Source organism: Kribbella orskensis, assembly GCF_004342085.1.
Classification (GTDB): Bacteria; Actinomycetota; Actinomycetes; order Propionibacteriales; family Kribbellaceae; genus Kribbella; species Kribbella orskensis.
This window is the reverse complement of record NZ_SLWM01000004.1, coordinates 257,675-281,160: the sequence shown is the minus strand read 5'-3', so window position 1 is coordinate 281,160 and position 23,486 is coordinate 257,675. Positions and strand designations below refer to the sequence as shown.

Sequence of the window (23,486 nt, the reverse complement as noted above, 5' to 3'; positions counted from 1 at the left end):
TTTAGCGCCAGATCCCGGAATACGACGCCGTTGCCACTTCCGCAGAGTAGATATTAGTATCCGCAATACGAAATCTGAAGAAGGTGGGTTCGGTCATGAGTGAGCTCGACGCTCTCGTCGATGAGCTGGATCGGCGGCTGGCCGATGCCGACGCGGCGCTGGCCGCGTACTACCCGGGCGATCGCGGAGTCCGGCAACCCGTCCACACTGTCTACGTTCCAGCCGACCAGTACGACGCCGGCACGGCGCGCGGGTGGGCCGAGGAGGCCAAGGCCGCGCTCGGTCGGCATGGCGGGTCGGCGGCGGAACTGGCCGATGCGCTGGAGTTGCCGGCCGGCCTGGCGGTCGAGGTGTATGAGCGGGTTCGCGCCAAACTTGATCGCGAGCCGATCGAGGACCTGCGCATCGACTTCGAGGACGGCTACGGAACCAGGCCTGACGAGCAGGAGGACGCGGCTGCGGTCGATGCCGCCCGTTCGCTGGCGGAGACCGTCAAGGCCGGCGCGGCCCCGCCGTACCACGGGCTTCGGATCAAGTCCCTGGAGGCGCCGACCCGCCGGCGCGGCGTCCGCACGCTCGACCTCTTCGTCCGCGAGCTGGCCGGCGCCGGGGCGCTCACGGATGGATTCGTGATCACGCTCGCGAAGGTGACCTCGGTCGAGCAGGTCGAGGCGATGATGCTCGTGCTGTCCGCGACCGAGCAGGCGCACGCGGTGCCCGCGGGGTCGCTGAAGTTCGAGATCCAGATCGAGACGCCTCAGGCGATCCTCGGCGCCGATGGCACCGCGCTGGTGGCCCGGATGATCAGGGCGGGCGCGGGGCGCGTCACCGGTCTGCACTACGGGACCTACGACTACTCGGCCTCGCTGGGCGTCGCCGCGGCGTACCAGAGCATGGATCACCCCGTCGCCGATCACGCCAAGGACGTGATGCAGCTGGCTGCCGCGGGCACGGGAGTGTTCGTCTCCGACGGCTCCACCAACGTTCTTCCGATCGGCGAGCGCGAGGCCGTGCACGCGGCCTGGCGGCTCCACCTGCGGCTGGTACGGCGTTCGCTTGCCCGCGGCATCTACCAGGGCTGGGACATGCATCCGGCCCAGTTGCCGAGCCGGTTCGTCGCGACGTACCTGTTCTACCGCGAGGGTCTGGAGTCCGCGGCCGCTCGGTTGCGCGCCTACGTGGGCGAGGGGGAGTCGGGCTACCTCGACGAGCCCGCGACGGCTGCCGCCCTGGCCGGCTACGTGCTGCGTGGACTGGAGTGTGGTGCCGTCGAGATGTCCGAGGTCGACAAGCTGATCGGTGTGGATGCCGCCGGATTGACGAAGTTGGCCCGCCGCCCCCTGCGGTCGTGACCGTTCCCGGTGGAGACAGCTAGCCTCGCGACATGCGACTGGTTGCGGAATTCACGACGGAGCCCTTCGAGGTCGAGGGGCAGCCGCCTGCCCACGCCACTGAGGCGCTGCGCGTGGCCGAGGAGGCCGGCCTGGAGTGCGACTTCGGGCCGTTGGGCACCCTGGTGCGCGGCGAGCAGGAGCTGTTGCTGCCGGCACTGACGGGGGTGCTGGAGACCGCGTTCGCGCACGGCGCCAGTCGAGTGACCTTGCAGGTGCGCAGCGATGGCTGAGCCCACGCATCCGCTCGTCGTGGCGATCTCGCCGCTGGTGGAGCGCCTGAACGCGGAACTGGTGGCTCCGGACGAGGCGCGCGCCGACGACGTACCGCTGGTCTGGGAAGGAAAGGCGGTCGCGGCCGTCCGCCTTCCCCGCAAGGCTCCGGCCGGCGGCGAGGGTGGCGTGAACGCGCTGCTCGAGGAGGTCGCCGAAGAGCTCGGTGGGCCGTTGCGCGAGTTGGCGCGTAATGACAAGCAGCGGGCGGTGCTGCTGCTCGAGGCCAAGGGGGCGTTCGACTACCGCAAGTCGGCGGAGATCGTGGCCGAGGCGCTCGGCGTCACCAGGTTCACCGTCTACAACTACCTCAACCGGGCTCGCGACTGACCCTGGCGCTGGCGCCGCCCGGCAAAATTCAACAAACTGTTGACGGAGTGCCAGGCTCATGCCACCCTCTCGTCATACGGAAATTCGATTTCGGGATTCGAGAAGGTGTGATCCGTGGATCTGCAGGAGTTCAACTCCGCTCCGGCCGGCCGGCTCCGTCCGATGCTGGCGGCCTGCTGCGACGTTCCCCGCTGGGTCGACGGCATCCTCGCCGGACGCCCGTACGGCGACGCCGTGGCACTGACCCAGGCCGCGGACCGGGCTGCGAGAGATCTCGGCGACGATGAGGTCGACCGAGCACTGGCAGCCCACCCGCGCATCGGGGACCGGCCGGAAGGTGCCGGCACCGAGGCCGCCTGGTCGCGCAACGAGCAGGCGGGCGTCGGCGACGACTCGGAGACTCGCGCGGCACTCGCGGCGGGCAATCGCGAGTACGAGCAGCGTTTCGGCCGGGTCTTCCTGATCTGCGCCACTGGCCTGTCGGCGCAGGAGATGCTCGCCAACCTGCGCGAACGGCTCACCCATGACGAGGCCACCGAGGCCGCCGTAGTACGGGACGAACTGCGCAAGATCGCCTTGCTCCGGCTCGCCAAAGTCGTCGATCAGGACATGGCAGACAAGGAGGCGCGGGCATGAGCTCGATCAGCACACACGTCCTCGATACCGGTCTCGGGCTGCCCGCTCGCGCTGTCCCGGTCCGGCTGTCGCGGATCACGGCCGATCAGACCGTCCTCCTCACAGAGGGCGCCACGGACGACGACGGCCGGATCACCGGGTGGGAGCCCGGACTCGAGCCGGGCACCTACCAGCTCCGCTTCGACGTCGCCGCCTACGCGAGCGCGTCCGGCCAGAGCATCTTCTTCCCCGAGGTCACCGTGACCTTCACGATCTCCGACGAGCGGCACTACCACGTTCCACTGCTGCTCAGCCCGTTCGCCTTTTCCACCTACCGAGGGAGCTGATCCCATGGCGATCCACCTGGGAGCCAATCAGTACGGCAAGGCCGAGAGCCGGGTCGTCCGCATCTACCGCGACACGCCCCGCCACCAGATCCGCGACCTGAACGTCTCGTCCGCCCTGCGGGGACGGTTCGAGGATGCGCACACGACCGGCGACCAGCGCGACGTGCTGCCCACCGACACCCAGAAGAACACCGCGTTCGCCTTCGCCAAGGAGAAGGGCATCGGCGCGATCGAGGACTTCGCGCTGACGCTGGGCGGTCACTTCATCGACTCCGCCCCGGCCGCCGACGGCGCGCGGATCGAGATCGAGGAGTATCCGTGGGAGCGGATCAGCGTCGACGGCGCGGGCCACGACCACTCCTTCGTCCGGGCCGGCAGCGGCATCCGGACGACGGTCGTCAACGTCGACGGGCGTGGCGCCGAGCGCAGGGCGCACGTCGTCTCCGGCGTCCACGACCTCACTCTGCTCAAGTCCACCGGTTCGGAGTTCCACGGCTTCCTCAAGGACAAGTACACGACGCTGCCGGAGACGGACGACCGCGTGCTCGCGACCTCGCTGGTCGCCCGCTGGCGCTACGACCACACCGAGGTCGACTGGGACAAGTCGTACGACGAGATCAAGGGGCTGCTGCTCGAGCAGTTCGCGCGGATCCACAGCTACGCGCTGCAGCAGACGCTCTACGGGATGGGCGAGGCGGTGCTCCAGCAGCACCCCGAGGTCGCGGAGATCAAGTTCTCGGCGCCGAACAAGCACCACTTCCTGGTGGACCTGAGCCCCTTCGGCGTGGAGAACCCGGGCGAGGTGTTCATCGCCGCTGACCGGCCGTACGGACTCATCGAGGCGACCGTCATCCGTGACGACGCCAGCGAGCCGGGCAGCGCCTGGCACGGCGTCCCGGGCTTCTGCTGACACGGGGTGTGTCTGCCGGGTCGCGCGGCAGACACACGCTAGGAGGAACCTCCAAGCCGCAGTGCCCATCGAGGGCCGAAGTTCGTGTCTCCTGCCGGTTACGGCTCATCGACCGGCGGAGTTGACTGACCCCACTGAGGTGACGCCGGTCGCCTTCCCGTGAGGAGCAGGACGTGGTCCGATGAGCACAGCCCCTATCGTGATCGACGGAGCGGCCGTGGTCACGCTCGACCGGGAGCGCCGCGAGCTCGCCACCGGGCATGTCGTTGCTGATGGCAACCGGATCGTCGCGGTCGGTGCCGGACCCGCGCCGCGGTACGACGGAGCGCGGGTGATCGACGGGCGTGGATGTCTGCTCACGCCCGGCTTCGTCAACACCCACGAGCATCTGTTCCAGTGGGCGACCCGTGGGCTCGCGGCCGACTCCACGCTGTTCGGCTGGCTGACCACGCTCTACCCGGTGTGGGCCGGCATCGACGAGGAGTCCGTTCACGTTGCCGCGCAGGCCGCGCTGGCTCAGCTCGCTCGCACCGGCTGTACCACCGCGGCCGATCACCACTACCTCTTCCCGCGGGCAGCCAACGACCTGCTCGGGGCGGAGATCCTCGCCGCCGCGGAGGTGGGACTGCGGTTCCACCCCGCGCGCGGCTCGATGGATCTCAGCGAGAAAGACGGCGGACTGCCGCCGGACTCGGTGGTCGAGGACCGCGACGAGATCCTGGCCGCGACCGAGGCCGCGATCGACCGTTGGCACGATCCGGGTCCCGGGTCGATGCTGCGGATCGTGGTCGGGCCCTGCTCGCCGTTCACCGTCACCGGCGAGCTGATGCAGGAGGCCGCCGAGCTGGCCCGCCGCAAAGGCGTCAGGCTGCACACGCACCTGGCCGAGACCACTGACGAGGCCGATTGGTGCCACGAGAAGTTCGACTGCGCCCCGTTGGAGTACGCCGCGCGCCTCGGCTGGACCGGTCCGGACGTGTGGTTCGCGCATGGCATCCACTTCGACGACGCGGAGATCAAGCAGCTTGGCCAGACCGCCACCGGTGTCGCGCACTGCCCGAGCTCCAACGCTCGCCTCGGCGCCGGAATCGCGCGCGTCGCCGACCTCCGGGCGGCCGGTAGTCCGGTCGGCCTCGGCGTGGATGGTGCCGCCAGCAACGAAGCCGGCAGCCTGGTCGAAGAGCTGCGCCATGCCTTGCTCTTCGCCCGTGCCCGGGGTGGTCCGCGGGCGCTCGACGTCCGTGCCGCGTTGGAGATGGCGACTCTCGACGGCGCCCGCATCCTGGGCCGTGACGACGAGATCGGCTCGGTGGAAGTGGGCAAACTCGCCGACCTCGCGCTCTGGCGAATCGACACCCTCGCGCATGCCGGCATCGCCGACCCAGTCGCCGCACTGGTCCTCGGCACCCCGCCGCCGCTGGAACTCCTCCTCGTGAACGGACGCCCCGTGGTCGAGCACGACACCGTCATCACCGTCGACGAGCCCACCCTGGCCAAGCAGGTGTCGAAGGTCCAGCACAACCTCCTCGCAAAGGCCGGCTGACACGCTCTGAGGGTTTGACCCCGGAGCGCAGGTAACCCTTGATCTGCGGCGTGGGGCGCGGCTGGCGGGTTGCACGGCTACTGGCGGCTTGTAGGGCGCCAGCGGTCGGACAACCCGCCAGCGGACGCCCTCGCTGGCCGCCGGGGAACTGGTGGCGGTGTGGCTGGGCGCTTCGGCGGGGTCAGGTGGCGGGAGCTAGGTGGGTGGGGCCGCTGGAGGATTCGTCCTGCAGGAGTTGGCCGTCGATCCAGACGGCGCGGACGTCGGCGGGGGTGCCCAGGGTGAAGATGCGGGCCAGGACCTCTTCGGCGTCGGCGGCGTGGGCGACTCCGACGGCCAGGGGTGAGCCGTCGGCCGGACGCAGAAGCTGGGCGTCGAAGCGCTTGCCGACGCTGAGATCGCCGACCTCGGAGCTCAGGCCGAGCGCCTCGGCGCCCGCTGTCGTTGCCAGGTGCAACAGGTGGGCGGCCGTGAGCGAACACCCCCGTTCGCCGAGCAACTGCTGGGCGAAGTACGCCTGCAGCCCTTCCTTGAGCAGCGAGAATCCCGTGCCTGCGCCGACGTCCGAGCCAAGCGCGACGCGTACGCCGGCTTGGAGGTGCCTTTCCAGCGGGAACAGACCGCTGCCGAGGGCGGCGTTGCTCGTCGGGCAGTGGGCGACCGATGCACTGCTCTCGGCGAGCACCTTGAGCTCCACGTCGGTCGGGTGGACGTTGTGGGCGAGCACGCTCCGGCGATCGACCAGCCCGTGCCGGTCGTACGTCGACACATAGTCGCTCCCGCCGAAGAGCTCGGCCACGGTCGCGATCTCCGCCTCGTTCTCGTTGAGGTGGGAGGTGAACAGCGCACCCGGGACCTCTTCGAGAACAGTGCGGCAGGCCGCGAGCATGTCGTCCGTGCAGGACAGGGAGAAGCGCGGAGTCACGGCGTACCGGTTGCGGCCGACGCCGTGCCACTTCTCTGCCAGGGCTAGCGATTCCGTGTACGCGCGCGCCGGGGTGGTGAGTAGGTCCGGCCGCAGCAGGCGGTCGCTCACGACCAACCCGCTGGTGATCCGGAGTCCGACCCGGGACGCCGCGGTGAACAGCACGTCCACGGCGTCGGCGTAATGGGCGCCGAAGACGAGCGCACTCGTAGTACCGGCGGCCGCTAGGCCACGGACGAACTCGGTGGCGACGCCCGTGGCGTAGCCGACGTCGGCCATGCGGGCCTCTTCAGGCAGCGCGTACTTGTCGAGCCACTCCATCAGAGGCAGACCCAGCCCACCGACTGCCCGGATCTGCGGGAAGTGGACGTGCGTGTCCACGAACCCGGGGAGCACCAGGCCGCCCGTCAGGTCTACGACCTCCTCGGCGGGATGTGCGCTACGGATGTCCGAAGCGTTGCCGCGAGCAACGATCAGGCCGTCCTGGACCAGTACTGCGGTGTCGGTGGCGACCCGCAGGCTGCCGCCGCTGAACGGGTTGTCCGGGGTGTCGAGGAACGTGCCTCGGAAGATCGTCATGCCTTTGCCTCACGATGAGCCGGCGCGGTGTTGCGCTCGGCAGAGAAGAGTTGGAGCAGCCAGGCCGCCACGCTGACCGCGATGGTGGCCGGCTCCTTGCCGGACAGTTCGGGTACGCCGATGGGCGTGGTGATCCTGGCGATCGCCTCGTCCGGATGGCCGTCGTCGGCCAGCTTGCGGCGGAACCGCGCCCACTTCGCACTGGACCCGATCAGCCCGATGGTGGCCATCCGGCCGTCGCGCAGGGTGGCGTCGCACAGGGCGGCGTCCTCGGCGTGGTCGTGGGTCATCACCAGCGCGTGGGTGCCCGGCGGGAGCTCGCTGATCACCAGTTCCGGCAGCACCGGCACGTGGTGCACGTGCACTCCCGCGACCGCGTCATCGAGCACGGACAGCCGCTCGGGGCTCAGTTGCTCGGGTCGCGAGTCGACCAGGTGCAGTTCTACGTCATGCCGAGCGAGGATCCGCGCGAGCTCGAGACCGACATGTCCGACGCCGAAGATCGCTACGGACGGAACCACCGGCAGCGGTTCGAGCAACAGCTTCACCTCGCCACCGCAGCACTGGACCCCGTGCTGGTACGGCGCCTTGTCCGAGAGCGCGAACTCGAGCACCTCCGGCTCGGTGCCACCCGTCGCGAGCAGTTCACGCGACCGGTCGATCGCGACCGACTCCAGATTGCCACCGCCGACTGTGGCCCAGACCTGGTCCTCCGCGACCACCATCTTGGCGCCGGCCTCGCGAGGAGCATGCCCGCGGACCGAAAGCACGGTAACCAGTACGCCGGGCCGTCGCTGCTCGCGTAGCCGGGTTACTGCCTTCATCCATTCCATCTCTGACGTCACACTCCACTCAATCCGGCGGGGGAGCGCATCAGCTCGACCGTCTCCAGTTGCTCCGCGCGGTGGCCGGACGATCGGGCCCCGTCCAGCGCCCAGTAGACGGCCTCGGGCGTCGCGGGCGAGCGCAGTACGACGCTCGTCCCAGGCGGGCCGAACGCCGCCGCGGCCTGCCGCAGCGCCTCTCGCACGGAGAAGGCGAGCATCAGAGGCGGCTCGCCGACCGCCTTCGAGCCGTAGACCGCGCCGTCCTCGTGGGCCTTCTCCAGCAGGCTGACGTTGAAGACCTCCGGCATCTCCGAGAAGCTGGGCAGCTTGTAGGTGCTGGCCGCCTGCGTGGCCAGCCGACCGCGGTTCGGGCCGTCGCTCTCGTCCCAGCGGAGATCCTCCAGGGTCAGCCAGCCGGCGCCCTGGACGAAGCCGCCCTCGATCTGGCCGAGGTCGATCAGCGGGCTGAGGCTGTCGCCCACGTCGTGGACGACGTCGACCCGGCGCAGGGTGTAGGCGCCGCTGAATCCGTCCACCTCGACCTCGGCGGCGGCCACCCCGTACGCGAAGTACTTGAAGGGTTCGCCCCGCATGGCGACGGGGTCCCAGTGCAGGCCTTCGGTGCGGTAGAAGCCGGCCGCCCACAGCTGGACGCGCTGGTGGTAGGCGTCATTCACGACGTCCTCCCACCGCAGCCCCTCGCCTTCGAAGGACAGCCCGCGGATGACGCCCTCGCTGAACCGCACGTCGCCGGGGCTGATGCCGAGGCGACCGCCGGCGACCCGCGCGAGGCGGTCGCGGATCTGCTCGCAGGCGTTCTTGATCGCCGCGCCGTTGAGGTCGGCGCCGGAGCTCGCCGCGGTGGCCGAGGTGTTGGGCACCTTGTCGGTGCGGGTCGGCGCCAGCCGGACACGCTCCAGCGGTAGGCCGAGCGTGGTGGCCGCCACCTGCAGCATCTTGGTGTGCAGGCCCTGCCCCATCTCGGTGCCGCCGTGGTTGATCAGCACCGAGCCGTCCTTGTAGACGTGCACGAGCGCCCCGGCCTGGTTGAACGCGGTCAGGTTGAACGAGATGCCGAACTTCACCGGCGTCATCGCCAGCGCCCGCTTCGTGTCCGGGTGGGTCGCGTTGAACTGCTCGATCTCCACCCGCCGGCGTTCGACCTCGCCGGTCTCGACCACCTCGCTCCAGCACGCCTCCAGCCGCTCCGCGTGGCGGACCGGCTGCCCGTACGGCGTGGTGTCGTGCGGCCGGTAGAGATTGCGGCGGCGTAGGTCCATCGCGTCGCGCCCGAGCAGCGGCGCGCACCTGCCCAGCACCTCCTCCACGACCAGCATGCCCTGGGGGCCGCCGAAGCCGCGGAAGGCTGTCTGGGAGGTCTTGTTCGTCTTGGCGATCCGGCCGTCGACGCGGACGTTCGGGATCCAGTACGCGTTGTCGACGTGGCACATCGCGCGGGCGAGGACCGGCTCGGACAGGTCGAGGCTCCAGCCTCCGTCGGCGGTGAGGGTGGCGTCGAGCGCCACCAGGCGGCCGTCGTCGTCGAAGCCGGCCGCCCACTCGGTGTGGAAGCCGTGGCGCTTGCCGGACATCGTCATGTCCTGCGTGCGGTTGAGCCGCAGCCGTACCGGCCGGCCGGTCAGGGTCGCGCCGAGGGCCGCGATGGCGGCGAAGCCGTGGGGCTGCATCTCCTTGCCGCCGAAGCCGCCGCCCATCCGCAGGCACTGCACGGTCACCGCATGGCTGGGCACGCCCAGAACGTGGGCGATGATCTCCTGGGTCTCCGACGGGTGCTGGGTGCTGCTCTGCGCGAAGATCTGGCCCGCCTCGTCGACCAGGGCCAGCGCGACGTGGGTCTCGAGGTAGAAGTGCTCCTGGCCGGCGAACTCGAACTCGCCCCGGAACACGTGGCTCGCCTGAGACAACGCCGTACCGACGTCACCGCGGTTCAGGTGCCGCCCGGTGCCCTGGAAGCTGCCGGCGGCGATCGCCTCGGGGACTGTCACGAGCGAGGGGAGTGACTCGTACTCGACTTCCACGGCCGCGGCGCCGAGCCGCGCTGCCTCCAAGGTCTCCCCGAGAACCCAGCAGATCGCGTGTCCGTGGAACATCACCTCGGTCGGGAAGAGCGGCTCGTCGTGCTTCACCCCGGCGTCGTTGATCCCAGGCACGTCGTCGGCCGTCAGCACCCGGACCACCCCCGGTACGTCGTACGCGGGCTTCACCTTCAGCGAGGTGATCCGGGCATGGGCATGGGGTGACTGGACAGGCCAGGCGTGGAGCGCGTCCTTGGTCCGGACGACGAGGTCGTCGGTGTAGAGGGCGTTGCCGGTGACGTGCAGTGCGGCGCTCTCGTGCGGCAGCGGCAGGCCGACGATGGCCTGCCGTGGACGTTCGGACAGCTGGCTCATGTGCGTACTCCTTCCGGTGCACGGTGTTCGGCGTAGAACCGGAGCAGCGACTGGCCGAGCATCGCGGAGCGGTACGACGCGCTGGCGCGGTGGTCGTCCATCGGCGTGCCCTCGGTGGCCATCACGGCGGCGGCCTCACGCACCGTCCGCTCGGTCCACGGCCGGCCGGTGAGCGCCTCTTCGGTGGCTCGGGCGCGCAGCGGCGTGGCCGCCACCCCGCCGAGCCCGATCCGGGCCTGGCGAATGACACCGTCCTCAAACTCGACGGCATAGCCGATGGCGACGCTCGAGATGTCGTCGAAGCGGCGCTTGGCGATCTTGTGGAAGGCGGTCAGCGGTGCGAGCGGCAGCGGAACCAGGATGTTCCGGATCAGCTCGTCGGGAGCCTTCAGCGTCTGCCTGTATCCCGTGAAGTAGTCCGCGAGCGGCACCACCCGGTCCCCGCGGCGGGAGACCAGCACGAGCGAGGCATCGAGAGCCAGCAGCGCCGGCGGCATATCGCCGATCGGTGACCCGGTGCCGAGGTTCCCGCCGATGGTGGCGCCGTTGCGGATCAGGCGGGAGGCGAACTGCGGGAACATCTGCGCCAGCAGCGGAACCCGTCCGTCGAGCAGCCGCTCGATCTCGCTCAATGTCAGGGCGGCACCGATACGCACCTCGTCAGCCCCGAACTCGAACTCCCGCAGCTCGGCAAGCCGATCGACGGCGACGACCAGAGCAGGCCGGGCGCCGCGCAGGTTCACTTCCACGCCGGCGTCGGTCGACCCCGCCACGACCTGCGCGTCGGCCCGGTCGGCCAGCACCTCGAGTACGCCGTCGAGGTTCGCCGGCCGGAGGAATTCTGATCCGGCGACCTCCATCGCGGTCGGCGCCGGCGGGGGCGGCGGGGCCAGCCTGCGCGCCGCGAACTTGTCGTCCGCGACCGGAGTACCGAGCGCGTACGCCGCGTCCCGGATCGGGCGATACCCCGTGCACCGGCACAGGTTTCCGCTGAGCGCGTGGATGTCGAAGCCGTTGGGGCCGTGCTCGTGGTCGCACGCCTCGGCCGCGGGCGCCGTACGGGCGGAACGGTAGTACTCGGCGGCCATGCTGCACACGAAGCCCGGGGTACAGAAGCCACACTGGGATCCGCCGCGGACGGCGAGCTCCTCCTGCACCGGGTGCAGCGAGGCCGGCGAGCCCAGTCCCTCTGAGGTGACGATCTCCTGACCATCGAGGGCCGCCACTGGCAGCAGGCAGGCGTTCACCGCGGTCCACTCGGTCGGGGTGTCGATCCCCGGGCGGGCGACGAGTACGGAGCACGCGCCGCATTCACCCTCGGCGCAACCCTCCTTGGCTCCGGTCAGGCCACGGTCGCGGAGCCAGTCCAGCGCGGTCGTGTGGACGGCCACCTCACCGATGGCGGTGTCCTCGCCGTTGACCTTGAGCGCGGGTGCGCTCAGGGCCACGGGCCGGTGGTCGGCTGTTGTAGTCATCGGTTGCTGCTCCAGCGGGTTCGTGCGCTGTGGATGGGGTTCGCTTCCTGGAGGAAGTCGTCGTACCGGTAGCCGGCGATCTTCGCGATCTCGAGCAGCGCGGCCGCGTGCTCCTGGTTCTCGCAGTTGCCCAGTCGCTCGCGGCCCTGCTCGACGATCCGGTCGAACGAGTCCGCGTCGCGAACCGAGATGACCAGCGGGAAACCGAAGCGCTCGCGGTACGCCGCGGTGATCGTCTCCAGTTCATCGCGTTCCGGCTCGGCAAGGAAGGTCAGCCCGCGTGCGGCCTGGTCCCGCAGTGACGCCTCACCGCTGAGGCCGTCGGCGACGAACTGCGAGCCGAGCTGCGGGTAGGCCTCGATCAGCTGGCGCTGTTCGTCGTGCGAGCCGGAGAAGAGTGCCTCCTGGAACGAACGGCGCAAGGCGTGAGTGTCGGCGAAGGGCCGCATGTTCCAGGCGCGTTCGACCATCCAGCGGGGACCCTGGAACAGGCCGGCGAAGGTCTCCACGAACTCCTCGCGGCTCATCTTGTTCACCTGGTCCAGCCGGACCGTGTCGCCCGGCTGCCCGGCCACCGCGGGGCCGTAGTCCTTGCCCACGTGGTGGAAGAGGATGTTGAGCCCGATCGCGGTCAGGCTGCCGAGCGTGATGCCGCTGCCGAAGATGATCTCGGCCCAGCCCGGCACCGCCTGGGCGACCTCTGGCTGCGCCGTGACGTACATGGCGAGGCCGACGCTGGTCGCCACGATGACGACGTTGCGGTGGTCATGGAAGTCGACCTTGGCCAGTGTCTGGAAACCGACGACGGCCACGGTGGCGAACATCGCCAGCGCAGCACCGCCCAGTACCGGGTGCGGGATGCCGGCGACGATGGCGCCCGCCTTGGGCACCAGGCCGAGCAGGATCATGATCGCGCCGGCCGCGGCGACCACCCAGCGGCTCCTGACCCGGGTGAGCCGGACCAGGCCGACGTTCTCGGCGAAACACGTGTAGGGGAAGGAGTTGAAGACACCGCCGATGGTGGTGGCCAGGCCGTCCGCGCGGAGCGCCCGGGCGATGTCCTCACGGCCGATCCGCTTCTCGACGATCTCGCCGGTCGCGAACACGTCACCGGTGGTCTCGACCGCGGTGATCAGCATGACCACGATCATCGAGATGATGGCGGCGACCGAGAACTGCGGCCAGCCGAAGTAGAACGGCGTGGTGACGCCGACCCAGCCCGAGTCACTCACCGCGCCGAAGTGGGCGTCGCCGAAGGCCCACGCGACCAGGGTGCCGGCGACCAGGCCGGCGAGCACGGCGATCGTGGCCATGAATCCCTTGAAGACCCGCTGGATCAGCACGATGAGCGCGAGCGTTCCCAGCGCATAGGCCAGGTTCTTGCCACTGGTCGGGTCCGAGGTCGGCCCGGCGCCACCGGTGGCGTCCCCGGCCGCGACCGGCAGCAGCGCCAGGCCGATGATCGTGATCACCGAGCCGGTGACGACTGGCGGGAAGAACCGGATCAGCCGGCTGAAGTACGGCGCGATAAAGAAGGTAGCCAGACCGGCGACCAGTACTGCGCCGTAGATCACCAGCAGGCCGTCCGTGCCGCCGCCCGCGGCGAGGCCGATCGCGATCATCGGCGACACCGCCGTGAACGTGACGCCCTGGAGCAGCGGGAGCCGTACGCCGACCTTCCAGAACCCGACCGACTGGATGATCGACGCGATGCCGCAGGTGAACAGGTCCGCGTTGATCAGGTGCACGAGTTGTTGCGTGCTCAGTCCGATCGAGTTCGCCAGCAGGATCGGGACGATCACCGCGCCGGCGTAGAACGCGAGGACGTGCTGGGTGCCGTAGACAACGAGCTTGCCAGCGGGCAGGACCTCGTCGACGGGGTGCCGGCCGGCGTTGCGGCTCGGTCGCGGGATTGCCTTCATCGGGCACCTTCCTCAGGGGCTCAGGCCTCAGGGGCTCAGGAGGTCGCGGCGTTTGTGTGACCTGCACGACAGCATCGGCTCGTCACGGCCGCGGGGGCACCCGGTGAACCTCCGAAAGTCGGCCCGCTGGAGCGTCCGGATCTGTGCGATCACCCAAACCGGGCGGTTCAGAGCGACTTGAGCGCCAGGAACACGTCGACCTTGTCCTCGAGCCGGGACAGATCGCGACCGGTCAGTTGCTCCACGCGTTCGATCCGGTACCGGACGGTGTTGACGTGCAGGTGCATCGCCTCGGCGGTCCGCGACCACGAACCCGAGCAGGCGAGGAACTCCTGCAGCGTGGCGAGCAGGTCGGACTGGGTCCGGCGGTCGTGGTCGAGCACCGGCCCGAGGACCCGGTGGGTGTAGGTCCGCCGGACGTCGTCGGGCAAGGTGGCGAGCAGGAGCACGTGTGAGGCGACCTGGTCCGAGGTCACCACCGACACCGACGTGCTGCCGGAACTGGCCACCCGGTGGGCGAACCGCGCCTCCTCGAGCGCTCCCGCCAGCGCGTCGATGCCGGTCTCGCCGCTGACCCCGACCGCGAGTCTCGTCCGTACGAGTCCAGGCGAGAGCCGACCGAACGCCCGGCGCAAAAGGTCCGGCAGCTCGGGGGACGACGGCAACAATGCGACCAGTACGCCGTCCCGCCCCGGCGCCACCACAGCCGGCCCCACCGTCAGAGCAACGTCCTCGAGCACCGTGACCGCCACCGCGCCCGGTCCGTCCTCGCGGAGACCGTGGCCGGGGCGGCCCGGTGGGGTGAGAGTCAGCTCCACCACCGCGACCACCATCGGCCGATCCGAGTGCGCACCGGCCTGGCGGAGCCGCGTGGCGACGTCCGTGTGCGGTGCGCCTGACTCGACCAGTTCCAGTGCCTCAGCCACCAGGGGTCGCAGCGCGAGCCGCCCCTCGTCCCGGCGCGCGCGGTCCAGCGCGGCGATCGTGCACAGCTCGTGCACGGCCTCGACATGGTCGCGAGACCACTGCGTGTGGTCGCCGTCGATGACCAGCACCCACGAGGTCAGCCGGTTGCCCAGGCCCGATCCGACCGGGAAGAGGCTGTACGACGTGTCGCCGGCGACGGCGACTGCCGGGGTGCGGGCCGCGGTGAGGAATGTGCGGGTGACCGCGTCGAGCGTCTCGTCGTCCAGCTCACCAGGACCCGGTACGACGTGGCGTCCGGTGGGCGTGATCACCCGGCAGTCATGGCCGATCTCGTCGGAGATCCTGGCCGCGAGCTCGTCGAGGCTCCGGCCGGAGGCGATCGAGGACAGCAGTTGGCGCTGGCGGACGAGACTCGCGGACAACCGGGCGCCGGTCTCGGCCGAACCCGCGGCGGCCACGTGCTCGGTCACATCGGCGAACGCGACCTCGGTGGGTACCTCGACGAGCGTGACCTGGTGCCGGCGGCAAGCTTCGAGCAAGTCGTCGGGGACGGTGCCGAACAACGCCTTGCCGGCCAGGATGGTGGCCGCGCCCCGCCCGGCCACCGAGGCCACGAAGACCTCGCTGTCGGTGTCGCTGCGGCGCCAGACCAGACCGGTGAGAACCAGTTCGCCGCCACTGAGGTAGCGGCCGGGCTCGAGCAGGTCGGTGGTGACGAGGCGGCCGATCGGGCGCTCCAGCGCGCCGGGAGCCGCGTGCAGGAGGCGGAGCCGCAGTTCCGGCGCGTCGAGCAGGTCGGGAAGCAGCACGGCACACCTCCTCTGGCCGATCCGATGGATGAAGCCGGCCCTTCAGAGGAACGTACAACGCGCGGACGCGCGCCTGATACCTCGCCTCGGCTCCCGGCGAAGGCCTCGGGCCCCGTACTCCGCCGGTGCTTGACGCATTCGCCGCTGTCATTCTATGGTCCTTTCGCAGAACAGAATTGCATTTCCACAATGCGGAATATCTCGGAAGGGACGCCATGAGCCACGAGCCGCGCTACACGGTGAACTGCTCGATCCTGTTCACCGAACTGCCGCTGCTGGAGCGCCCCGCAGCGGCCCGCCGGGCCGGCTTCGGCGCCGTCGAGTTCTGGTGGCCGTTCGCCGAGGCGGTGCCGTCGGACGCGGAGGTCGACGCGTTCGTGACCGCCATCCAGGACGCCGGCCTGCAGCTGACCGGTCTCAACTTCTTCGCCGGCGACATGCCCGGCGGCGATCGCGGCCTGGTGTCCTCACCCAAGCGATCCAGCGAGTTCCGGGACAACATCGACGCCACGGTCGGCATTGGTGAACGGCTCGGCTGCCGGGCCTTCAACGCCCTCTACGGCAACCGGGACAACCGTCATTCCGCGGGCGAACAGGACGATCTGGCCGTCGAGAACCTCGGGCTCGCCGCCCGGGCGGCCGCCCGGATCCAGGGCACCGTGCTGGTGGAGGCGGTTAGCGGCGCGGCGCAGTACCCGCTGCTGACCGCGGCCGACGCGCTGACCGTGATCGACCGGGTGCAGGCGTCGTACGGCGTGCAGAACCTCGGCCTGCTCGCCGATCTCTACCACCTCGCGGTCAACGGCGACGACGTCGATCGGGTGATCGCGGACCACGCCGACCGGATCGCCCACGTTCAGATCGCCGACGCCCCCGGCCGCAACGAGCCCGGCACCGGCACGCTTCCGCTCGAACGCCAGTTGGGCGCCCTTGCGGCCGGCGGCTACACCGGCTGGATCGGCCTTGAGTACAAGCCGTCCACCACCACCGTCGAGAGCTTCGGCTGGCTGCCGCGCGAGCATCGCGCCGTCGCCGGCTGACCCAGCATTGGAGATTCAGACATGACGAACATCGCTTTCATCGGCCTCGGCATCATGGGCAGCCCGATGGCCGTCCACCTGGCGAACGCCGGGCACCGGGTGGCCGGCTACAACCTCGACCCCGAGCGGGCCAAGCCGCTGGCCGAAGCGGGTGGCCGGGCCGCGGAGTCGATCGCCGACGCCGTGCAGGACGCCGACGTGGTCTGCGTGATGGTGCCGGACTCCCCGGACGTGGAGCTGGTGCTCACCGGCGAGGGCGGCGTGTTCCAGCACGCCAGGTCCGGCGCGCTGATCATCGACTTCTCCAGCATCCGGCCCGACGTCACCATCGAGCTGGCCGCCCAAGGCCGGGAGCAAGGCTTCCGGGTGCTCGATGCCCCGGTCTCCGGTGGCGAGGTGGGAGCCAAGAACGCCGCGCTGTCGATCATGGTCGGCGGCGAGGCCGGTGACTTCCAGACCGCGAAGCCGCTGTTCGACGCGGTCGGCAAGACCGTCGTCCATGTCGGCGCGAGCGGATCCGGGCAGACGGTGAAGGCCGCCAACCAGCTGATCGTCGCCGCGAACATCCAGGCGCTGTCAGAGGCGGTCGTCTTCCTGGAGGCGTACGGCGTCGACACCAAGGCTGCCCTCGAGGTGCTCGGCGGGGGCCTGGCCGGTTCGGCGGTGCTGAACCAGAAGCAGGAGAACATGCTGTCGCGCTCCTTCCAGCCTGGCTTCCGGATCGACCTGCACCACAAGGACATGGGCATCGTCACCTCGGCGGCCCGCGAGCGCGGCGTCGTCGTACCGCTCGGCTCACTGGTGGCCCAGCTGGTCGCCTCCGCCCGCGCGAACGGCGACGGCGGCCTCGACCACTCGGCGCTGCTCCGAGGCGTCGAACGCCTTTCCGGCAAGACCCAGGACTGAGGAGACGAGAACGATGACACGTATGCGCGCGGTCGATGCCGCGGTCCTGATCCTGGAGAAGGAAGGTGCCACCCAGACGTTCGGTCTGCCCGGCGCCGCGATCAACCCCTTCTACAGCGCGATGAAGAAGCACGGCGGGATCAAGCATGTGCTGGCCCGGCACGTCGAGGCCGCTTCCCACATGGCCGAGGGCTACACCCGCGCCAAGGCAGGCAACATCGGCGTCTGCATCGGTACGTCGGGTCCGGCCGGCACCGACATGATCACCGGCCTGTACTCCGCGTCGGCCGACTCCATCCCGATCCTGTGCATCACCGGCCAGGCGCCGGTGGCCAAGCTGCACAAGGAAGACTTCCAGGCGGTCGATATCACCTCGATCGCCAAGCCGGTCGCCAAGTGGGCAGTCACCGTGATGGAGGCCGCCCAGGTGCCGGGGACGTTCCAGCGGGCCTTCCACCTGATGCGCGAGGGTCGTCCGGGCCCGGTGCTGATCGACCTGCCGATCGACGTCCAGCTGGCCGAGATCGACTTTGACATCGCCACCTACGAGCCGCTGCCCATAGCCAGGCCGGCCGCGACCCGGGCCCAGGTGGAGAAGGCGCTCGCGTTGCTCAACGACGCCGACCGGCCGCTGATCGTCGCCGGTGGCGGGGTGGTCAACGCGGATGCATCCGACCTGCTCGTCGAGTTCGCCGAGCTCGTCGGGGTGCCGGTCGTCCCGACGCTGATGGGTTGGGGCACGATCCCGGACGACCATCCGCTGGCCGCCGGCATGGTGGGCCTGCAGACCTCGCACCGCTACGGCAACGCCACCCTGCTGGCCTCCGACCTCGTGCTCGGGATCGGAAACCGCTGGGCCAACCGGCACACCGGATCGGTGGGGACCTACACCGAGGGCCGGAAGTTCGTCCACGTCGACATCGAGCCGACGCAGATCGGCCGGGTGTTCGCACCGGACTACAGCATCGTCTCCGACGCTCGCGCCGCCCTCGAGGTGTTCGTCGAGGTCGCGAAGGACTGGGCCGCCGAGAGCAGACTGGCCGACCGCTCCGCCTGGGTGGAGGAGTGCAGGCAGCGCCGGACCACGCTGCAACGCAAGACACACTTCGACAACGTCCCGATCAAGCCGCAGCGCGTGTACGAGGAGATGAACCGGGCGTTCGGACCGGACACCCGCTACGTCAGCACGATCGGGCTTTCGCAGATCCAGGCCGCGCAGATGCTCCACGTCTACCGGCCGCGGCACTGGATCAACGCCGGCCAGGCGGGTCCGCTCGGCTGGACCGTGCCCGCCACGCTGGGCGTCGCCACCGCCGACCCGGACAGCACCGTCGTGGCGCTGTCGGGTGACTACGACTTCCAGTTCCTGATCGAGGAACTCGCGGTCGGCGCGCAGTTCAACATCCCCTACATCCACGTCGTCGTGAACAACTCCTACCTGGGGCTGATCCGGCAGGCACAGCGCGGCCTGGAGATGGACTACTGCGTGCAGCTGTCGTTCGAGAACATCAACAGTCCCGAGCTCAACGGCTACGGCGTCGACCACGTCAAGGTCGCCGAGGGCCTGGGCTGCAAGGCGCTGCGGGTGTCCGAGCCGGACGAGATCCTGCCGGCGCTGGAGCAGGCCAAGAAGCTGATGGTCGAGTTCCGGGTGCCGATCGTGGTGGAGATCATCCTGGAGCGGGTCACCAACGTCGCCATGGGCACCGAGATCGACAACATCGTCGAGTTCGAGGAGCCGGCCGAGCGCCCCGAGGACGCCCCGACCGCGATCGCGCTTGTCGGCTGACGATGGTTGATCTCCGGGTGGTCGTTGCCTCTGACAAGTTCAAGGGCACCCTGAGCAGTGACGAGGTCGCGGTCGCGGTCGGCATCGGCGTACGGCGGGTCCGCCCCGAGGCGTCCGTCGACTCGGTGCCCGTGGCCGACGGCGGTGATGGCACGCTCGCCGCAGCCGTGGCCTCGGGGTTCGAGTTGGTGCCGGTGACCGCCAGCGGACCAACCGGTGAGCCGGTGCGCAGTGGCTTCGTCCGGCGCGGCGAGGTGGCCGTGGTGGAGCTGGCCGACGTCTCCGGGCTGATCCGGCTGCCCGGCGCCAGGCCGGCTCCGATGACGGCGACCTCACGCGGTACGGGCGAGTTGGTGGCGGCGGCGATCGACAGCGGCTGCAGGCGGGTGATCCTCGGTATCGGCGGCAGCGCCTGTACCGACGGCGGAGCCGGTCTGATCCGGGCACTCGGCGGCCGGCTGCTCGACGGCAACGGTGCCGACCTCGCCGAGGGTGGCGCAGCCTTGACCGCGGCGGCGTCTCTCGACCTGACCGCACTCCACGAGCGGCTGGCGGGAGTCGAGATCGTTGTCGCGTGCGACGTGGACAACCCGTTGACCGGATCGGACGGCGCGGCAGCGACGTACGGAGGTCAGAAGGGCGCTAGCCCCACGCAGATCGAGCAGCTCGACGCCGCTCTCACGCATTGGGCCGACATCGTGGCTCGGGAAACCGCGCGCGATCTCCGGGACACCGCCGGTGCCGGCGCCGCTGGGGGAGTGGGCTTCGCGGCGCTGGCGCTGCTCGGCGCGGAACTGCGCCCGGGCATCGACCTCATGCTCGACCTGGCCGGCTTCTACCAGCAGCTCACCGGCGTGGACCTGGTGATCACCGGCGAAGGCGCACTCGACGAGCAGACGCTGCACGGCAAGGCGGCCGCCGGAGTGGCCGCGGCGGCCGGAGCGGCAGGCATCCCCGTGGTCGCCGTCTGCGGGACCAACCGGCTCGATCCTGGTCAGTTGCGCGCGGCCGGCATCGCCGCGGCGTACGCGCTGACCGATCTCGAGCCCGACGTACGAAGGTGCATCGCCGATCCGGCCCCACTGCTCCGCGGGCTCGGTGAGCGGATCGCGGCCGAGCACCTCCCGATCGCGGGCTCCCCGTGCGCCGACCAGGAGTAGACCTACGATGACAGCAACGGAGAGGGGCCTCGCATGACCGCGTTGGAGCTCGTGATCCGGGCTCGCCGGGTGGTGAGCACTGCCGGCGAGGTGGCGCGCGTCGTCGGTGTCCGAGACGGCCGGATCGTTGCCGTCGAGCCTTATGAGTCCGCACTCTGGGGTGAGGCTGCGGACCGGGTGGAGCTGGCCGACGACGAGGTGCTCATGCCGGGGCTGGTGGATTCCCATGTCCACGTGAACGATCCCGGGCGCACCGAGTGGGAGGGTTTCACCTCCGCGACCAGGGCGGCAGCGGCCGGCGGGGTCACCACGATCATCGACATGCCGCTCAACAGCATCCCCCCGACGTGCGACGTACCGGCGCTCGAGGTGAAGCGGAAGACAGCGCAGACCCAGGTGTACGTCGATGTCGGGTTCTGGGGTGGCGCGATCCCCGGCAACGTCTCGCAGTTGCAACCGCTGCATGAGGCAGGGGTGTTGGGGTTCAAGTGCTTCCTGCTGCACTCGGGCGTCGACGAGTTCCCGCCGCTGAATCCCGCCGAGCTCGAGCTCGCGATGCGCGAGATCAGCTCGTTCGACGGACTGCTGATCGTGCACGCCGAGGACGCGCACAGGATCGACCATGCCCCGGCGGCACATGGCGGGAGCTATCTCGGCTTCCTGCGCTCGCGACCGCGCGAAGCGGAGTACGCAGCCGTTGCCGACGTCATCGGCCTCGCCGCCCTGACCGGCTGCCGAGTGCACATCCTGCACGTGTCCAGCGCGGACGTCCTGCCGTTGTTGGCCGAGGCTCGCCAGGACGGAGTCCGGATCACCGCGGAGACCTGCCCGCACTACCTCACGTTCACCGCCGAGGAGATCCCCGACGGCGCCACGCAGTACAAGTGCTGCCCACCCATCCGTGAGGCCGAGAACCGGGAGCTGCTCTGGGAGGGCTTGCGCGACGGAGTGATCGACCTGGTCGTCTCCGACCACTCGCCGTCGACGATCGACCTCAAGTGCCTGGACACTGGCGACTTCGGAGCTGCTTGGGGCGGAATCGCCTCGCTTCAGCTCGGCCTGCCGGCGGTATGGACGCAGGCGCGCGAGCGAGGGTTCGACCTGGTCGACGTCGCCCGCTGGATGTGCCAGACCCCCGCGGCGGAGGCGACACTGCTGCACAAGGGCAGGATCGAGCCCGGGTACGACGCGGACTTCTGCGTGTTCGCGCCGGACGAGACCTTTGTGGTGAACGCCGCCACCCTGCACCACAAGAACGCCCTCACGCCGTACGACGGGAAGCCGCTCGCCGGGGTCGTCCGGAGTACGTGGCTGCGTGGCGAGCCCATCGACATCGAGGCCGGCCCACGGGGGCGGCTGCTGAACCGAGGAGGACAAGGATGACAGCGCCGCGCTACTACTCTCCGACCGGCGGACTGCCCGCGCAGAGCGAGCTGACCACCGACCGGGCCGTCTTCACCGAGGCGTACGCCGTGCTGCCGCGCGGCACGATGCGCGACATCGTCACCAGCCGCCTGCCGTTCTGGGAGGACACCCGGCTGTGGGTGCTGGCCCGGCCGCTGTCGGGGTTCGCCGAGACGTTCTCGCAGTACATCGTCGAGGTCGCACCGGGCGGCGGTAGCGACCGGCCCGAGACCGAACCGGGTGCCGAGGCCGTCCTGTTCGTTGTCGATGGCAACCTGACGCTTACCGTCGCGGGCGAGAAGCACGAGCTCGGGCCGGGCGGGTACGCGTTCGTACCACCGGCCGCCGACTGGACGCTGCGCAACACCAGCGACCGGGTCGCCCGGTTCCACTTCGTCCGCAAGGCCTACCAGCGGGTGGAGGGGATCGACGTCCCCGAAGCGTTCGTCACCAACGAGGTCGACGTCCAGGGCCACGAGATGCCGGACACGCAGGGCCGGTGGTCGACCCAGCGGTTCGTCGATCCGGGCGATCTGCGCCACGACATGCACGTCAACATCGTCACCTTCGAGCCCGGTGGCGTGATCCCGTTCCCCGAGACCCACGTGATGGAGCACGGCCTCTACGTGCTCGAGGGCAAGGCGGTCTACCTGCTGAACAAGGACTGGGTCGAGGTGCAGGAGGGCGACTTCATGTGGCTGCGGGCGTTCTGCCCCCAGGCCTGCTACGCCGGTGGTCCGGGCCGCTTCCGCTACCTCCTCTACAAGGACGTCAACCGGCACGCCAACCTGTCCAGGCAACTCCTCTGACTCGAATCCCGCTGAGCGCCGAGCTGGGCGTCAGTTCGTCCAGGGGCGGAGCTTCTCGGGATTGCGCACGGCCCAGATGTTCCTGATCCGGTCGCCCGCGATGTCGAAGGCGATCACCACCACGGTGACGCCGTCCTGCTGAGCCACCAGGCCGGGCTGACCGTTGACCGTGCGCTCCAGGAGCGTCAGCGTCTCAGCCCTTTCGGCGAGATCGACGTAGTAGCGCGCGATCTGCTCGCCGCCTTCGACCGGGTAGAGCGCGGCGGTGGCGAGGCCGCCGCCGTCGCCGATCGCGGTGGCGTCGGGGTCGAGCAGGTTGATCAGGGCGTCGATGTCCTTGGCCTGCCAGGCCTGCTTGAAGTCCCTGACGATGTCGGCGCGCTGTGCCGCCGGAGTCGGGGGGCTCTGCGCCTCGCGCAGCCGCCGGCGGGCGGACGAGGCCAGCTGGCGGCAGGCGGCCGGCGTACGGCCGACGATCCCGGCCACGTCGGCGAACGGGTAGCGGAAGACGTCGTGCAGGATGAACGTGACGCGCTCGGCCGGAGTCATCGCTTCGAGGACGACGAGAAAGGCCATGTTGATCGACTCGTCGAGGGTGACCCGATCGGCCGGGTCCGCCGTGGGGTCGCCCGGCCGCGCGTCGAGCCACTCCGTGCCATCGGGCAGCGGCTCCGGGATCCATTCGCCGACGTAGTTCTCCCTCCGGACCCGCGCCGACCCGAGCAGGTCGAGGCAGATACGACTCGTGACCGTCGTCAGCCAGGCGCCGGGAGACTCGATGGCCTCCCGCTGCTGCTCGGACTGGGCGTACCAGCGGGCGTACGTCTCCTGGACGACGTCCTCGGCATCGGCCAGGGAGCCGAGCAGCCGGTAAGCGACGTTGATCAGCTGACGCCGCTCGCTCATGATCGCGCTCAGGCTCGGATCCGGCTCTGACTCGGTACCCATGATGTCGACGACTCCCTTGCTCGCAGCTGCTCTTACCCGTTCGACGAAACAGCGCACCGAACTGTGAGGTCTGGCGTCGTCACCTCACATTCCACCGGGCTGCCTCGTCGTACCGCTGAGACACAACACCATGCCAACACCATGCC

At 69.8% G+C, this 23,486-nt stretch carries 20 protein-coding genes; 13 read left to right on the top strand and 7 right to left on the bottom strand.

The window, feature by feature from the left end; all coding sequences use genetic code 11:
- Positions 1 to 95 precede the first annotated feature (95 nt).
- The 7 genes from EV644_RS13575 (at position 96) to EV644_RS13545 (ending at position 5,409) form a co-directional block, all read left to right on the top strand.
- The gene (locus EV644_RS13575) at positions 96 to 1,352 is read left to right on the top strand and encodes a DUF6986 family protein (RefSeq protein WP_132188605.1); all 1,257 of its coding nucleotides are present in this window, start codon (positions 96 to 98) and stop codon (positions 1,350 to 1,352) included.
- 32 nt (positions 1,353 to 1,384) lie between these two features.
- Positions 1,385 to 1,624: a thiamine-binding protein gene (locus EV644_RS13570; protein ID WP_132188604.1), complete on the top strand. Its 240-nt coding sequence runs from the start codon at positions 1,385 to 1,387 to the stop codon at positions 1,622 to 1,624.
- On the top strand, positions 1,617 to 1,994 hold the full coding sequence (locus EV644_RS13565; RefSeq protein ID WP_132188603.1) for a helix-turn-helix domain-containing protein: 378 nt from the start codon (positions 1,617 to 1,619) through the stop codon (positions 1,992 to 1,994). The genes EV644_RS13570 and EV644_RS13565 overlap by 8 nt, the downstream gene beginning before the upstream one ends.
- Positions 1,995 to 2,108: 114 nt before the next feature.
- On the top strand, positions 2,109 to 2,630 hold the full coding sequence (uraD, locus tag EV644_RS13560) for a 2-oxo-4-hydroxy-4-carboxy-5-ureidoimidazoline decarboxylase (RefSeq protein ID WP_132188602.1): 522 nt from the start codon (positions 2,109 to 2,111) through the stop codon (positions 2,628 to 2,630).
- Entirely contained in the window at positions 2,627 to 2,956 is a 330-nt protein-coding gene (uraH, locus tag EV644_RS13555; RefSeq protein WP_132188601.1) for a hydroxyisourate hydrolase, read from the top strand. The genes uraD (EV644_RS13560) and uraH overlap by 4 nt, the downstream gene beginning before the upstream one ends.
- Positions 2,957 to 2,960: 4 nt before the next feature.
- Positions 2,961 to 3,866: a factor-independent urate hydroxylase gene (gene pucL, locus EV644_RS13550; RefSeq protein ID WP_132188600.1), complete on the top strand. Its 906-nt coding sequence runs from the start codon at positions 2,961 to 2,963 to the stop codon at positions 3,864 to 3,866.
- A gap of 181 nt (positions 3,867 to 4,047) precedes the next feature.
- The gene (locus tag EV644_RS13545; protein ID WP_132188599.1) at positions 4,048 to 5,409 is read left to right on the top strand and encodes an 8-oxoguanine deaminase; all 1,362 of its coding nucleotides are present in this window, start codon (positions 4,048 to 4,050) and stop codon (positions 5,407 to 5,409) included.
- Positions 5,410 to 5,590: 181 nt separating this feature from the next.
- Here EV644_RS13545 and guaD read toward each other — a convergent pair whose 3' ends face one another.
- The 6 genes from guaD to EV644_RS13515 form a co-directional block, all read right to left on the bottom strand.
- Complete coding sequence (gene guaD / locus EV644_RS13540) at positions 5,591 to 6,913, bottom strand: guanine deaminase (protein ID WP_132188598.1); 1,323 nt, start codon at positions 6,911 to 6,913, stop codon at positions 5,591 to 5,593.
- The gene (gene xdhC, locus EV644_RS13535) at positions 6,910 to 7,737 is read right to left on the bottom strand and encodes a xanthine dehydrogenase accessory protein XdhC (RefSeq protein ID WP_241998129.1); all 828 of its coding nucleotides are present in this window, start codon (positions 7,735 to 7,737) and stop codon (positions 6,910 to 6,912) included. Before xdhC ends, guaD begins: the two co-directional genes overlap by 4 nt.
- 17 nt (positions 7,738 to 7,754) lie before the next feature.
- Positions 7,755 to 10,151 carry a xanthine dehydrogenase molybdopterin binding subunit gene (xdhB, locus tag EV644_RS13530; protein ID WP_132188597.1) on the bottom strand — a complete coding sequence of 799 codons (2,397 nt, stop codon included), beginning with the start codon at positions 10,149 to 10,151 and terminating at the stop codon, positions 7,755 to 7,757.
- Positions 10,148 to 11,626, bottom strand: a complete 1,479-nt coding sequence (locus EV644_RS13525) for a xanthine dehydrogenase small subunit (RefSeq protein ID WP_199239794.1) — start codon at positions 11,624 to 11,626, stop codon at positions 10,148 to 10,150. The genes xdhB and EV644_RS13525 overlap by 4 nt, the downstream gene beginning before the upstream one ends.
- On the bottom strand, positions 11,623 to 13,548 hold the full coding sequence (uraD, locus tag EV644_RS13520) for a 2-oxo-4-hydroxy-4-carboxy-5-ureidoimidazoline decarboxylase (protein ID WP_132188596.1): 1,926 nt from the start codon (positions 13,546 to 13,548) through the stop codon (positions 11,623 to 11,625). Before uraD (EV644_RS13520) ends, EV644_RS13525 begins: the two co-directional genes overlap by 4 nt.
- Positions 13,549 to 13,715: 167 nt before the next feature.
- The gene (locus EV644_RS13515; RefSeq protein ID WP_132188595.1) at positions 13,716 to 15,284 is read right to left on the bottom strand and encodes a PucR family transcriptional regulator; all 1,569 of its coding nucleotides are present in this window, start codon (positions 15,282 to 15,284) and stop codon (positions 13,716 to 13,718) included.
- Positions 15,285 to 15,499: 215 nt separating this feature from the next.
- Between EV644_RS13515 and EV644_RS13510 the strand changes: the two genes are divergently transcribed.
- From EV644_RS13510 to EV644_RS13485, 6 genes are read left to right on the top strand one after another with little or no spacing between them, the layout of a single operon-like run.
- The gene (locus EV644_RS13510) at positions 15,500 to 16,324 is read left to right on the top strand and encodes a hydroxypyruvate isomerase family protein (RefSeq protein ID WP_132188594.1); all 825 of its coding nucleotides are present in this window, start codon (positions 15,500 to 15,502) and stop codon (positions 16,322 to 16,324) included.
- A 21-nt stretch (positions 16,325 to 16,345) separates the two neighbouring features.
- On the top strand, positions 16,346 to 17,230 hold the full coding sequence (locus EV644_RS13505; RefSeq protein WP_132188593.1) for a 2-hydroxy-3-oxopropionate reductase: 885 nt from the start codon (positions 16,346 to 16,348) through the stop codon (positions 17,228 to 17,230).
- 13 nt (positions 17,231 to 17,243) lie between these two features.
- The gene (gene gcl / locus EV644_RS13500) at positions 17,244 to 19,019 is read left to right on the top strand and encodes a glyoxylate carboligase (protein WP_132188592.1); all 1,776 of its coding nucleotides are present in this window, start codon (positions 17,244 to 17,246) and stop codon (positions 19,017 to 19,019) included.
- Between the two features lie 17 nt (positions 19,020 to 19,036).
- Positions 19,037 to 20,179, top strand: coding sequence for a glycerate kinase (locus EV644_RS13495; RefSeq protein WP_241998128.1), 1,143 nt, complete (start codon positions 19,037 to 19,039; stop codon positions 20,177 to 20,179).
- A 33-nt stretch (positions 20,180 to 20,212) separates the two neighbouring features.
- Positions 20,213 to 21,562 carry an allantoinase AllB gene (gene allB / locus EV644_RS13490; protein ID WP_132188590.1) on the top strand — a complete coding sequence of 450 codons (1,350 nt, stop codon included), beginning with the start codon at positions 20,213 to 20,215 and terminating at the stop codon, positions 21,560 to 21,562.
- A complete protein-coding gene (locus EV644_RS13485) occupies positions 21,559 to 22,392 on the top strand; it encodes a bifunctional allantoicase/(S)-ureidoglycine aminohydrolase (protein ID WP_132188589.1) in 834 nt (277 codons plus the stop codon). The genes allB and EV644_RS13485 overlap by 4 nt, the downstream gene beginning before the upstream one ends.
- 30 nt (positions 22,393 to 22,422) lie before the next feature.
- Here the strand turns inward: EV644_RS13485 and sigJ are convergent, their stop codons facing one another.
- Positions 22,423 to 23,340: an RNA polymerase sigma factor SigJ gene (sigJ, locus tag EV644_RS13480; RefSeq protein ID WP_132188588.1), complete on the bottom strand. Its 918-nt coding sequence runs from the start codon at positions 23,338 to 23,340 to the stop codon at positions 22,423 to 22,425.
- Positions 23,341 to 23,486 lie beyond the last annotated feature (146 nt).